Source organism: Bacillus sp. MYb78, from assembly GCF_002975115.1.
Lineage (GTDB): Bacteria > Bacillota > Bacilli > Bacillales > Bacillaceae_G > Bacillus_A > Bacillus_A cereus.
On record NZ_PCOB01000002.1, the window covers coordinates 301,678 to 315,285 of the forward strand.

Consider the following 13,608-nt stretch of genomic DNA (forward strand, 5'->3'; position numbering starts at 1 on the left):
CTCCGATTTGTGGGTTTCAAAAAATGTTATATATAGAATGAATCACCTACAGACATGAGTACCCAGAAAATAACCCCTAATATTCCAGTGGTAAAAATAATGAATCCCATATTACGTATACTTTTAATTTTTGCTTGTACTCCACTTACCCCTGCTAATAATCCAGTTAAAGAAAATAGCGTCCAGTATAGAGCAGTTGGAATCGGGAAAATTGTATCGATATGAATCCCTACACTTAAAAGAACAAAAGGTAGTGTGACAAAGGATAGGGTAAGTAGCCCCATTAAACCAACGAGTAATTTCCGATATTTAATCCCTGTTACTATTAAAAAAATACCACCAGCAATCCCGCATAGTAAGAGAAGTGGCGTGAAAAGCATCCAAATAATACTGAACATATGTAAACTCCTTTATGTGAATTAAGTTATATTTTACTACATGAGGTTTATTTTGGATATTATTAATGAGTATATATGAATTGAAGGAAATGGGTAATAACGATACGGATTATCAAAAACGCTAACCGCAGAAGAGTTTGAAGTTATGATAAAAGAGTAAAGAGAGGTATCGCGATGATACCTCTTTTTAACTCAAGAATGCCAACATGTTATTCATAATATGAAATAACATAGCTGGAATAATGGACTTTGTTTTTTTACATAAAATGGCCATTAATAATCCCATAAAGAAAGTAATTACCATTACCCCAAGTGAGTATGTATGAGCGATACCGAAGAAGAAACTTGTTACGATGGCTGCAATCCAAAATGGAAAGCGTTCTGAGAAGAAGCGAAGTATAAAACCACGGAAAATAAGTTCTTCAAAAATGGGTGTGAGTATTGCAAAGCTGAGAAGTAATAATATTTGATATTGCTTAAAGACGTCTAAGCTTAGTGCGGAAGATTGCTGCTTTGTTGCGTCTTGGAACACATAATTTAACAAGATGTAATTGAGTATGATGTTGATAACGAAGAAAAGAAGTAAGTATACGTATGTGCGCCATTCTTTCAGTGTTTTAAAGTTAAAAGACTTTAGTAGTAATTTTTTTGCGGGTTCGAATTTAAAAATGAAGAATAACAATACAGCTAGTTGTAATACGGTACTTGCAGTATTTGCAATAGATTCATACAGGGCAACTTGTTTTTTATCTGTAAGACCTGCTGTATAAATTGTTAATGGCATTGCGAGGAACACAGTAATAAGTCCAGTTCCAAAAAAGGCGAATAAAACAGAGCTAATAAATTGTCCCCATGACATCGAGTGTTTTTGTTCATTAGAAAGCTGTGTAGCGGGTTGCATTTGTAAAATCACCTCTTTTATATTTGTATATTTAATTATAAAGTAAATTGTTTTTGAATGTAACATTTAAATATTACATATAAAGTGAAACTTTAATCATTGGGGAGGTTCATCCCCCACTGATTATCAGCCCTCACCAATCGGGCTTTTACGGGCAGTTGATTCCCCATCTAACTTCCTCGTCTTTGCTGAATTTCGAGGTGGGGGTCTTACTGCCCGTTAATGCGGGATAAAGGTTTATTTTCCATAAAATAATAAAAGAGGTATCACCCTGTAGTGATGCCTCTTTCTCATTGATAACTATGTTCTGCCTTGTTATTCAATTTTGCTTGCTCTATTTGCAATTCACGCTCTACCAATCGATCTAATTGCTGAATAGCTTTAAGTGCTTTTTCATAAGAAATCGTTCTATAATGATGAGCTCCGCCTGGTTCTTCATCTGCTTCGTCTGCCCATTTAATAATGTTTTGAAGAGATGTTCTTTCAATTTCTTGTTCCACTAAGAAAGAATCTGTATGAAGAAGAATTGCGATAGAAATTTCTTTTGCTAGTTTTGGATGCTCTCCCAATCTAATAAGTAATTTATGAGCTCTTTCTGCGCCTTTAATTGCATGGATATCATTCTTTTTATATAAGTCATAGTCCCATTCGCCGCCTGTGTACCACGTATGATGTCCGATATCATGAAGGAAACCGGCTTTTGTCGCAGCATCGACTGAGGCGTGATGCTTTTTAGCTAAGTGAAACGCATGGTAAGCGACAGCAATCGCGTGGACCATTCCAGAACGGTTTACGTATTTTTGTGTAATGTGATGTTTAAAAACTTGTTCAAGCGTAATACGGTGCATAAAACATTCACTCCTTTTATCTAATGATGTATATGAAGAAAAATCGATCGGTTTAAATGTATTTTGAACATTGTACTCCATCATAGTTCGTTAGTAAAGTAGAAATGTTTAGGAGAAGAAAAATTTTTTCGTAAAAAAATCACCTTAGCTTATGCAAAGGTGATTTTCAAATTGCTTATTTTTTTAATCCTTGCTCTAGTGTTTCTAACATTTCGTGCTTTTCATTTTCATCAGCGTTTTTCCAAATGACTTCAAATAAAACACCAAGACCTGGAAGCATTTTTTCTTCACCGCTTTGAATTGCATCGACAATTGTTTCTTGTAATTGATCTTGTGAATTACCAGATACATTCGCTAATACGGCACCGCGTAAATTAAAACTCATTGCTTTCACCTCTTCTTCAGAATTGAAACTGACGTTAGTTTTTGTTCTTTTTTATGTAAATATGTATGAAAAATAGGCTATAATGATAAGACAAGAAGAGAGGGAAATACATATTATGAAAAACATTGATTCAGTACAAAATCCGCGTGTAAAGCAGTGGAAAAAGCTGCAAACGAAAAAAGAACGCGATAAAAAAGGTTTATTTTTTGTAGAAGGATTTCACTTAGTCGAGGAAGCTCTGAAGGCAGGAATTGTAACAGAACTTATCGTTTCAGATCAGACAGACCTTCCGAAAGATTGGACAGTTAATGATGTGGAAATGTATATCGTGCCTGAGGCGATTGTAAAAATACTTCGTGAAACAGAAACGACGCAAGGTGTATTTGCTGTTTGTGAGAAGCATGAGAAAGAAGTAGCTCTTACTGATGGGAAATTCCTTTTATTAGATGGCCTGCAAGACCCAGGTAATTTAGGAACAATTATTCGTACAGCTGATGCAGCTGGTATTCACGCCGTTGTGCTTGGAGAAGGTTGTGTTGATGTTTACAATAGTAAAGTACTCCGCTCTACACAAGGCTCTATTTTTCACTTACCAATTGTAAAAGGGAACTTAGAAGAATGGGTAGACAAGTTAAAAGAAAATAACGTTCCTGTATATGGAACAGCTCTTGAAAATGGAGTTCCGTATGGTGAAGTAACTCCGGCCGGAAGTTTTGCATTAATTGTTGGAAATGAAGGAAATGGCGTACGTCAAGAAATTCTTGCAAAAACGGATCAAAACTTGTATATTCCGATTTACGGCGGGGCAGAATCATTAAATGTTGCGGTTGCAGCAGGGATTTTAACGTATTATTTGCAAAGCCCGGTTGCGAACAAATAAAAAACTTCTTATAATAAGTTGAAGTACATTATATTAAAAGTTAAATAACGAAAAACGTTGATAGAGAAGAGTAGCTTACAAAATCGCCATATAGGGAGAGAATGCCGTAGACTGAAAGCATTCTTATGGTAGACGGAAGTGAATTCACCTCTGGAGTTGACGCCAGGACCATATATATGTAAAGGCGTTCCGGTCAGAATTGATCGTTATAACTAATGAGTGGGCAGACTTGTTCTGTCAATTTAGGGTGGTACCGCGAATTTACCTCGTCCCTTTTTGGGAGCGAGGTTTTTTTATTTTTAAAATTAGGAGGGTTCCAAAATGGAAGCACGTTTAAAAGAGCTAAAGCAAAAAGCGTTAGAGCTTATTGAAGAAGCGAAAGAGCTAAAGGGCTTAAACGACGTACGCGTAGCGTATTTAGGAAAAAAAGGTCCAATTACAGAAGTATTACGCGGCATGGGAAAATTATCAGCAGAAGAGCGTCCACGTATGGGAGCATTAGTAAATGAAGTACGTGAAGCGATCCAAACGCGTCTAGAAGACAAAATTGGTAACTTAGAAAAAGCAGTAATTGAAGCGAAATTAGCTACGGAAACAATTGATGTTACATTACCAGGTCGTCCTGTTGAAACAGGTTGTCACCATCCGTTAACAGCTGTTGTTGAACAAATTGAAGATGTATTCATCGGTATGGGTTATGAAGTAGCTGAAGGAACAGAAGTAGAAAAAGACTACTACAACTTCGAAGCACTAAACTTACCGAAAGATCACCCAGCACGTGACATGCAAGATACATTCTACATTACAGAAGAAACGTTACTACGTACACATACATCTTCTGTGCAAGCACGTACGATGGAAAATAATAAAGAAAAAGGCCCAATCAAAATTATCTGTCCTGGTAAAGTATATCGCCGCGATGATGATGATGCGACGCATTCACATCAGTTCATGCAAATTGAAGGTCTTGTAATTGATAAAAACATTCGTATGAGTGACTTAAAAGGTACACTGCAAGTATTCGTGAAAAAGATGTTCGGTGAAGATCGTGAAATCCGTCTTCGTCCAAGTTTCTTCCCATTCACAGAGCCATCTGTAGAGATGGATATTTCTTGTATGATGTGTCATGGCAAAGGTTGCGGCACTTGTAAAGGAACTGGCTGGATTGAAATTTTAGGCGCAGGTATGGTTCACCCGAACGTACTTGAAATGGCTGGTTATGATTCAAAAGAATATCAAGGTTTCGCATTCGGTATGGGCGCAGAGCGTATCGCAATGTTGAAATACGGCGTAGATGACATTCGTCATTTCTATACAAATGATGTACGTTTCTTACAACAATTCAAACGAGCGTAAGGGAAGGAGAGGATAAATATGTTCGTATCATATCGTTGGTTACAAGAGTATGTAGATATTAAAGATGTAACAGCACAAGAACTAGCAGACAAAATCACGAAAAGTGGTATTGAAGTAGAAGGTGTTGAAGTATTAAATAAAGGTGTAAAAGGTGTTGTAGTTGGTCACGTATTAGAATGTGAAAAACACCCAGAAGCTGATAAATTAAGCAAATGCTTAATCGATATCGGTGAAGAAGAGCCAGTTCAAATTATTTGTGGAGCTGCTAACATTGCAAAAGGTTTAAAAGTACCAGTTGCAAAAGTTGGTGCTGTACTTCCTGGTAACTTCAAAATTAAAAAAGCAAAACTACGTGGTGAAGCTTCTCACGGTATGGTTTGTGCTCTTCAAGAGCTTGGCATTGATGGAAAGTTAGTTTCAAAAGAATACGCAGATGGTATCTTCATCTTCCCAAGTGACGCTGAAGTTGGTGCAGATGCACTTGAAATTTTAAACTTACACGATGAAGTACTTGAGCTTGGCTTAACACCAAACCGTGCAGATTGCTTAAACATGTTAGGTGTTGCATATGAAGTGGCTGCTATTTACGGCCGCGAAGTAAAACTTCCAGCTATCGAATTACAAGAAACAGCAGAAAAAACTTCTGATTATATTTCTGTAAGTGTAGAAGCGAAAGAAGAAAACCCATTATACATTGCAAAAATGGTTAAAAACGTAAAGATTGGTCCATCACCAATGTGGATGCAAACTCGCCTTATGGCAGCTGGTATTCGTCCAATTAGCAACGTAGTTGATATTACAAACTACATTTTAATGGAATACGGTCAACCGTTACATGCATTCGATTACGATAAATTAGGTTCAAAAGAAATCGTTGTTCGTCTTGCAAAAGAAGGCGAAAAAATTGAAACGTTAGATGATCAAGAGCGTACATTACAAAGCCACCACCTTGTAATTACAAACGGTACAAAAGCTTTAGCTGTTGCTGGTGTGATGGGCGGAGCGGATTCTGAAGTTACAAATGAGACAGTAAACGTTCTAATTGAGTCTGCATACTTTGCAGGTCAAACAGTGCGTCGTACATCAAAAGACTTAGGTCTTCGTAGTGAATCAAGTGCACGTTTCGAAAAAGGAATCGACCCAACACGTACATTTGAAGCAATTCAACACGCAGCTGCTTTAATGGCGAAATATGCTGGCGGTGAAGCACTTGAAGGTGTAGTAGAAGCTGACAACTTACAAGTACAAGAGCGTACAGTATCTGTTACTGCTGAAAAAGTAAACCGTGTATTAGGTACAAATATTTCTGCGAGTGAAATGGGTACAATGTTCACAAACTTGAAATTCCCATTCACAGAAGTAGAAGGAACATTCCATGTAAATGTACCAGCACGTCGTCCTGATATTACAATTTCAGAAGACTTAGTAGAAGAAGTGGGCCGTCTATACGGTTATGACCACATTCCAGTTACATTACCTTCTGGAACAATGACTCGTGGTAAATTAACATCAGCACAAACGAAACGTCGTAAAGTACGCCGCTTCTTAGAGGGTGCTGGTTTATATGAAGCAATCACGTATTCATTAACAAGCGCTGACAAAGCGAAACAATACATGGTTGAGCCAAACGAAAAAGCACCTGTAAACCTTGCGCTTCCAATGAGCGAAGAGCGCAGCCAACTTCGTTTAAGCTTAGTGCCACAATTGCTAGAAGCAGTTTCATACAATGTTGCTCGTAAAAACGACAGCGTTGCTTTGTACGAAGTAGGTTCTATCTTCTTACCAACAGAAGCAGGAGAACTTCCGAAAGAAGAACAACACCTTGCAGGTGTTATGACAGGTCTTGCTCTTCACCATGCATGGCAAGGTGAGAAGAAAGTAGTAGACTTCTTCGTTATGAAAGGTGTACTAGAAGGACTATTCGACGTACTTGGCGTTTCAAACCAAATCACATATGCACCAGCAAAACGTGAAGGTATGCATCCAGGCCGTACAGCTGATATCGTATTAGATGGCGAAGTAATTGGTTTCATCGGTCAATTGCACCCAGAAGCAGAAAAACAATTAGATGTGAAAAATACATTCGTATTCGAACTATCTCTTGTAAAAGTATTCGGTGCAGACGCAGAAGAAACTTACTACTCAGCAATTCCACGTTTCCCATCTATGACACGTGACATGGCTGTTGTAGTAACAAAAGAAACAAAAGCTGGTGAAATGAAGCAAGTCATTGCTGAAGCTGGCGGAGAACTTCTGAAAGACGTAACACTATTCGACTTATACGAAGGTGAAAAAATGGAAGAAGGCAAGAAATCACTTGCATTCTCTATGACTTACTTCGATGCAGAACGTACGTTAACAGATGAAGAAGTAACAGAAGCGCATAACCGTGTATTAACAACGGTAGAAGAGAAATTTGGTGCGGAGTTACGTAAGTAATTAGAAAATTGCCGGATTCATTCCGGCAATTTTTTTTATTGCACAATCGTCGACAGATGTCGGTAAGTCGATATATTACAAAAATCGCTTATATATTTTCTGGCATCTTGCATCTTTCTCTCGAATGTAGTACATTAATTTTAGTTTAACAAAATGAAAGACGATGATAAGGAAAAGTAGTATATACTATAATCCAAAGCGAGTCAGGGGCGGTGAGAGCCTGATGAGGCGGTATATGTGAAGAACACCTTGGAGTTGCTAACCGAAATTGAATCTTGTATTCAAGAGTAGACTTAGACGGGAATCCGGCCTGTTACAAACCGGGAAGTATGTATTACATACGAGTTAAAGTTGGTCTTTATGACAAATTGGGTGGTACCGCGAAGTTTAACCTTTCGTCCCTTTATGGATGAAAGGTTTTTTTGTATTTAAATATATCAGCAAAGGAGAATTTCACTATGGAAAACACATTAGTAAAAAGTCTGTATAGAGATACAGAAAAGTATGCAGGTCAAACAGTACAAGTATCAGGGTGGATTCGTAACTTACGTGATTCAAAAGCATTTGGTTTCATCGAATTAAACGACGGTAGCTTCTTCAAAAGCGTTCAAATCGTTTTCGATACAGAATTAGAGAACTTTAAAGAAATTGCAAAGCTTCCACTTAGCTCTTCGGTGAAAGTAGAAGGTAAAGTAATTGCAACGCCTGGAGCGAAGCAACCATTTGAAATTAAAGCAGAAAAAATTGATATCGAGGGCTTATCAGATTCTGATTACCCACTTCAAAAGAAGCGTCATACGTTTGAATACTTACGTACAATCGCTCACTTACGTCCAAGAACAAATGCATTCTCTGCAACGTTCCGCGTACGTTCTATCGCAGCATTTGCGATTCACCAGTTCTTCCAAGAGCGTGGATTTGTACATGTCCACACACCAATCATCACTGGTAGTGATACAGAAGGTGCTGGCGAAATGTTCCGCGTAACAACGCAAGATTTAAATAACGTACCAAAAGGTGAAGACGGAAAAGTTGATGAATCAAAAGACTTCTTCGGTAAAGAAACAAACTTAACAGTAAGTGGACAGCTGAACGCTGAAGCGTATGCATTAGCATTCCGTGATGTATATACATTCGGACCTACATTCCGTGCGGAAAACTCAAACACAACTCGCCACGCTGCTGAGTTCTGGATGGTTGAGCCTGAGATTGCATTCGCTGAGTTAGGCGATGTAATGGATCTTACAGAAGATATGCTGAAATATGCAATGAAATATGTATTAGAGCATGCACCAGAAGAAATGGACTTCTTCAACAGCTTCGTTGATAAAACAGTTCTAGAGCGTATGAACAACGTGATTAACTCTGACTTCGGTCGCATCACATATACAGAAGCAATTAAAGTACTTCAAGAATCAGGTGCTGACTTCAAATACCCAGTAGAATGGGGTATTGACTTACAAACAGAGCATGAAAGATACTTATCAGAAGAGATCTTCAAACGCCCTGTATTCGTAACTGACTACCCGAAAGACATTAAAGCGTTCTACATGCGTATGAATGAAGATGGAAAAACAGTAGCTGCTACTGACCTTCTAGTTCCTGGCATCGGCGAATTAATCGGCGGAAGTCAACGTGAAGAAAGAATGGACGTTTTAGTAGACAGAATTAAAGAATTAGGTATGAACGAAGAGGACTACTGGTGGTACTTAGAACTTAGAAAATACGGCGGTACAAAACACGCTGGATTCGGTCTAGGTTTCGAGCGCTTCCTAATGTACATCACTGGTATGGCTAACATCCGTGACGTAATTCCATTCCCAAGAACTCCAGGTTCTTCTGAGTTCTAAAATGTGAAAAAAGCGAGAGGATTTCCTCTCGCTTTTTATTTTGCATAGTTTATTACCCTGTAGCAAAAAGTAACGCGAAGGGGTGAATATAAATGAGTAAAAAAGTGAAAAAAGATCATTCAAGATCGGGCCTAGGTTCTCCAGAAGTAGAAGGACAAGGAACGACGACACATGAAACAGGTTCTCATAAAGTACCTTCATCTAATAAGAAGCAGAAACGAAGCTAACATAACAAAGGAGAGTCTTAAGGGCTCTCCTTTGTTATGTGTTACATCATATTATCGTTAATTTCTTTTGTAATCTTATTTATGTCTTTGTCTAATCGATCGAAATAGAAAAACCACAGTAAACTTATGAACACGTAATAGATGGCCATAACGCTAAGGCTATCAGATATGTTTTCGAATGTGGATTTAGTAGTGAAGAAAGTGCCCCAAACAGTAGAAATAATGAAGTAAGAAAGTGGACCTACGAGGTGTATGAAAACATATAATAATTTTTTAACTTTCACAGCGTCCATATGAATTCCCTCCTTATGTAAACAATCCTTTTCTTCTAATCATGAATTCAAATTCCTCACAGAAGTGTTGTAGCTTGTTGTGCATCGTGTTTCACGATAAATTTTCGAATCCGAAAATTTAATAGGAATGATCTACCATATCTTTCGATTAAATTTTGGAACTCCTGTTGCTCACTTAATAGTTGGATATTCTCCCTAATTTTGAATTGTCTTTCATGGGATTACCTAGTAAGATGTTTAGAATCATTTATAGAAATAGTAATAGGAATTATCTTCTTTAATTTTAATAATATGTATATTTATGTTGTGACATAATTACAAGGACAATAGTAGGGTGAAACAAAAAACAGGAGTTTGTAGGCTCCTGTTTTTGTCGATACTATTTTAATAAGCGAAACGCCTTCTCTGTATTAGCGAAATGCAGTTTCACAAACTCAGGTAATCGTTCTTTACCAAGCTTTTGAATTAATTTAGCAGCGGCGATATCAACTTGTTTACCAGCACCTTTTGGAAGTGGCATACCAGCTTTTTTACTTAGTTCGTCAAACTGTTTTACGAATGAGTAGCGAGCTAAAATAGAAGCAGCGGCTACTGCTAAATGGACGCTTTCACCTTTCGTAGCGAAATAAACATTTTCACGCTGTACCTGTTTTTGTTTTGCTAAATATTTATAGTATGTATCAGGTTGTGTGAATTGATCGATTAAGACGCCTTCAGGTTTTGTAGGTGCCATTTTAGCTAATAAGTTTGTAATAGCTTTATTGTGTAGTAAAGCTTTTAACTTACCTTGGTTGTTTCCTTTATCAAATAGCTCGTTATATTTTTCATTATGAAGGACAAGGGAGCTGTAAGGAACAACGTGTAGAAGTTGTTTCGCAATGGCAGTAATTTGATCGTCATTTAAGTTTTTAGAGTCTTTTACACCAAGTTCTTTTAGTAGTGGAATTTGCTTTGCATCCACATATACAGCAACGACTGTCATCGGTCCAAAGAAATCTCCCGTACCAACTTCATCAGACCCTACAATAGACATTGTACTGATGGAAGCAGGCGGAGCATAACGATGGGAATCAACAGATTTTTTCACAGCTGTTTTCGGTGTTTGAGAGACAGTTTGCCAACGAGAAGCTTCTGCTTCAGCGCGGCCTCCTTGGAACATTACTTTTCCAGATTTATACGCTGTAATCGTGCAAGATGGTACCTTTGCCATGAAGATCCCGCCTTGCGGAGTTTTCGGGCTAAGCGAATGTTTATATTGTTGTTTCATGTCTTCAATTACTGTAGAATTTGTTAGAATTACGATAGAATTTGACATAATGGTCACCCCTTTTTTTATATTGTTATTTTTATCATATCGGATTGTTCTTTCTGTTTCCATATTATGAAGGTTCATGGTATGATAAACTTTAGGATTCTGTACGTGATTGGAGGCCGGTGAGTTGTCACAACAAAAGGGAAAGAAAAGTCGAATTAATGTAGAAATCTATGGTCAACAATATTCAGTTGTTGGCGATGAAAGTACAAGTCATATCCGCATGGTAGCAGCGATTGTGGATGATAAAATGCGCGAACTCAATGCCAAGAATCCTTCGCTTGACACGAGTAGACTAGCGGTATTGACGGCGGTAAACGTCATACACGATTACATAAAATTAAAAGAAGAACATGAGAAATTGAAAGAAAGTATGACAAAAAAAGGAATGGAATAACATGATTGATATTATTATCATTTTACTGCTTGTTATGGGATTTTTCCTCGGCTTACGCAGAGGGTTTATTCTGCAACTTGTAAAGTTAACAAGCTTTATTATCGCATACCTTGTTGCATACTGGTACTGTAAAGATTTATCGCCAGCACTTGCGAAATTTATTCCGTATCCATTTGATAAAAACGTATCTGTTCCAGAATGGATTGATGCAAATAATATTGAGACAGTATTTTATCAAGCGCTTGCGTTTATCATATTGTTTATTATCACTAAAATTGCACTTTCATTACTTGGTAATTTGTTAAATATGTTTGCAGAAATACCGGTTTTAAAGCAAGTAAATGCGTTTGCGGGGGCAATCCTCGGATTTTTAGAAGTATATATTATTTTGTTTGTCTTAATTATCATTGGAAATATTCTTCCGATTGAACAAGTACAAACACCATTACAAAAATCATCAATTAGCAAAATAATTGTAGACGATACACCGATTCTATCTGAAAAGGTGAAGGAACTATGGCAGACAGGTAGCAGAGTATAACTTCTCTTTTTTCGGAAAGAGAAGTTTTTTTCTATGAAAGAAAGGCGGGGCAATGATGAAAGTAAATAAAAAACAAGTTATCAAATTATTAGAGACAATCGGGCTTTTTATGGAACTAAAGGGTGCGAATCCATTTAAAATATCTGCATTTCGTAAAGCGGCAGCAGCATTAGAAAGTGACGATCGTAGTCTTTCTGAAATTGAAGATTTCACAAAGATTCCAGGAATCGGAAAAGGAACAGCAGCCGTTATTCAAGAATATATAGAATCGGGAACATCTGAAGTATTGCAAGAACTTGAGAAAGAAGTACCAAGTAGCTTATTGCCGTTATTAAAACTACCAGGACTTGGTGGTAAAAAGGTGGCTAAGTTATATAAAGAACTTGGTGTTGTTGATATGGAATCGCTAAAAGCTGTTTGTGAGGAAAATAAAGTACAGGCTTTAGCAGGTTTCGGTAAGAAGACAGAAGAGAAAATATTAGAAGCAATCGATCAAGTAGGCTCTCGTCCAGAGCGTTTACCAATTGCGATGGTATTGCCTATTGCCGGGGAAATAGAGGAGAAATTGTCGAATATTGCTGAAGTAATTCGTTTCTCTCGCGCTGGTAGCTTACGCCGTGTTCGTGAGACAGTGAAAGATTTAGATTTTATCATTGCAACGACAGAACCAGCAGCGGTACGTGAGCATTTACTACAATTCGATAATATGATTGAAGTAATCGCAAGTGGAGATACAAAAGTTTCTGTCCGCCTTCAATATGAATATGATATTTCAATCGATTTTCGTTTAGTAAAACCAGAAGAGTTTATTACAACTCTTCACCATTTCACAGGATCAAAGGACCATAACGTAAAAATGCGTCAAATCGCAAAAGATAAAGGCGAGAAAATTAGTGAATACGGTGTAGAGAACTTGGAAACAGGTGAAGTGAAAACATTTGAGACTGAAGAAGACTTCTTCGCTCATTTCGGTCTGCCATTTATTCCGCCAGAAGTGCGTGAAGATGGAAAAGAAATTGAATTAATTAAAGAGTATCCGAACTTAATTCAGTTTTCCGATATACAAGGTGATTTACATATGCATACAACTTGGAGTGACGGTGCTTTTTCTATTGAAGAAATGGTACAAGCGTGCCGTGCTCGTGGATACAAGTTTATGGCGATTACTGATCACTCGCAATATTTGAAAGTAGCGAATGGTTTAACGAAAGAGCGTCTTCGTGAGCAAGCGAAAGAAATTGAACGTATGAATGAAAAGTATCCAGACATTACAATTTTACGCGGAATTGAAATGGACATTTTACCAGATGCCTCTCTTGATTTTGATGGTGAAGTATTAGAAGAATTAGACTATGTCATTGGAGCGATTCACTCTAGCTTCTCACAAGACCGTGAAACGATTATGAAGCGTCTGCGTACTGCACTTGAGAATAAACATGTCACAATGATTGCCCATCCGACAGGACGTCTTCTCGGGCGCCGTGAGGGTTATGATGTAGATACAGATTTATTAATTGAACTCGCAAAAGAGACAAATACAGTTTTAGAATTAAATGCGAATCCGAACCGTCTAGATTTAAGCGCGAAATTATTAAAACAAGCACAAGATGCTGGTGTAAAAGTAGCGATTAATACGGATGCTCATACACTTGAAATGTTAGAAGATATGGAAACAGGTGTCGCTGCAGCACGTAAAGGTTGGATTCAAAAAGATAACGTGATTAACACATGGGATATTGAACGTTTATTAGACTATATTAAACGTAATAAGTAACACAAGG

General features: G+C 37.5%; 14 protein-coding genes, 1 pseudogene and 2 other annotated features. Of the genes and pseudogenes, 8 read left to right on the plus strand and 7 right to left on the minus strand.

What is annotated here, in order from left to right:
- Positions 1-26: 26 nt before the first annotated feature.
- From CQ064_RS05525 to sspI, 4 genes are all read right to left on the minus strand, one after another.
- The gene (locus CQ064_RS05525; protein ID WP_000491397.1) at positions 27-398 is read right to left on the minus strand and encodes a hypothetical protein; all 372 of its coding nucleotides are present in this window, start codon (positions 396-398) and stop codon (positions 27-29) included.
- Between the two features lie 187 nt (positions 399-585).
- Positions 586-1,299 (minus strand): CPBP family intramembrane glutamic endopeptidase, encoded by a 714-nt coding sequence (locus CQ064_RS05530; protein ID WP_001182112.1) that lies wholly within the window; start codon positions 1,297-1,299, stop codon positions 586-588.
- A 290-nt stretch (positions 1,300-1,589) separates the two neighbouring features.
- Entirely contained in the window at positions 1,590-2,147 is a 558-nt protein-coding gene (locus CQ064_RS05535; RefSeq protein WP_000554803.1) for an HD domain-containing protein, read from the minus strand.
- 175 nt (positions 2,148-2,322) lie between these two features.
- Entirely contained in the window at positions 2,323-2,532 is a 210-nt protein-coding gene (gene sspI / locus CQ064_RS05540; RefSeq protein ID WP_000009509.1) for a small acid-soluble spore protein SspI, read from the minus strand.
- An 82-nt stretch (positions 2,533-2,614) separates the two neighbouring features.
- Here sspI and CQ064_RS05545 point away from each other — a divergent pair, with 82 nt between their 5' ends.
- From CQ064_RS05545 to CQ064_RS05565, 5 genes are all read left to right on the plus strand, one after another.
- Entirely contained in the window at positions 2,615-3,412 is a 798-nt protein-coding gene (locus CQ064_RS05545) for a TrmH family RNA methyltransferase (RefSeq protein ID WP_001986644.1), read from the plus strand.
- A 48-nt stretch (positions 3,413-3,460) separates the two neighbouring features.
- Positions 3,461-3,689: a binding site (T-box leader), on the plus strand.
- A gap of 44 nt (positions 3,690-3,733) precedes the next feature.
- The gene (pheS, locus tag CQ064_RS05550) at positions 3,734-4,768 is read left to right on the plus strand and encodes a phenylalanine--tRNA ligase subunit alpha (protein WP_000388220.1); all 1,035 of its coding nucleotides are present in this window, start codon (positions 3,734-3,736) and stop codon (positions 4,766-4,768) included.
- 18 nt (positions 4,769-4,786) lie between these two features.
- Positions 4,787-7,207, plus strand: a complete 2,421-nt coding sequence (gene pheT / locus CQ064_RS05555) for a phenylalanine--tRNA ligase subunit beta (RefSeq protein WP_000498195.1) — start codon at positions 4,787-4,789, stop codon at positions 7,205-7,207.
- A gap of 154 nt (positions 7,208-7,361) precedes the next feature.
- Positions 7,362-7,613: a binding site (T-box leader), on the plus strand.
- A gap of 52 nt (positions 7,614-7,665) precedes the next feature.
- Positions 7,666-9,057 carry an asparagine--tRNA ligase gene (asnS, locus tag CQ064_RS05560; RefSeq protein ID WP_000432188.1) on the plus strand — a complete coding sequence of 464 codons (1,392 nt, stop codon included), beginning with the start codon at positions 7,666-7,668 and terminating at the stop codon, positions 9,055-9,057.
- Between the two features lie 92 nt (positions 9,058-9,149).
- Positions 9,150-9,284, plus strand: a complete 135-nt coding sequence (locus CQ064_RS05565; protein ID WP_000039588.1) for a YuzL family protein — start codon at positions 9,150-9,152, stop codon at positions 9,282-9,284.
- 41 nt (positions 9,285-9,325) lie between these two features.
- Here CQ064_RS05565 and CQ064_RS05570 read toward each other — a convergent pair whose 3' ends face one another.
- The 3 genes and pseudogenes from CQ064_RS05570 to rnhC form a co-directional block, all read right to left on the minus strand.
- Complete coding sequence (locus CQ064_RS05570) at positions 9,326-9,577, minus strand: hypothetical protein (RefSeq protein WP_000340262.1); 252 nt, start codon at positions 9,575-9,577, stop codon at positions 9,326-9,328.
- Positions 9,578-9,590: 13 nt separating this feature from the next.
- Positions 9,591-9,824: pseudogene (locus CQ064_RS05575) on the minus strand (hypothetical protein).
- A gap of 132 nt (positions 9,825-9,956) precedes the next feature.
- A complete protein-coding gene (gene rnhC, locus CQ064_RS05580) occupies positions 9,957-10,892 on the minus strand; it encodes a ribonuclease HIII (protein WP_000071564.1) in 936 nt (311 codons plus the stop codon).
- Positions 10,893-11,016: 124 nt separating this feature from the next.
- Between rnhC and zapA the strand changes: the two genes are divergently transcribed.
- Genes zapA through polX form a run of 3 tightly spaced genes read left to right on the plus strand, consistent with a single transcriptional unit; the run spans position 11,017 to position 13,601 of the window.
- A complete protein-coding gene (gene zapA / locus CQ064_RS05585) occupies positions 11,017-11,286 on the plus strand; it encodes a cell division protein ZapA (protein ID WP_000082701.1) in 270 nt (89 codons plus the stop codon).
- Between the two features lies 1 nt (position 11,287).
- Positions 11,288-11,827, plus strand: a complete 540-nt coding sequence (locus tag CQ064_RS05590; protein ID WP_000565417.1) for a CvpA family protein — start codon at positions 11,288-11,290, stop codon at positions 11,825-11,827.
- A gap of 55 nt (positions 11,828-11,882) precedes the next feature.
- Entirely contained in the window at positions 11,883-13,601 is a 1,719-nt protein-coding gene (gene polX / locus CQ064_RS05595) for a DNA polymerase/3'-5' exonuclease PolX (protein ID WP_000867534.1), read from the plus strand.
- The last annotated feature ends 7 nt before the right edge of the window (positions 13,602-13,608 follow it).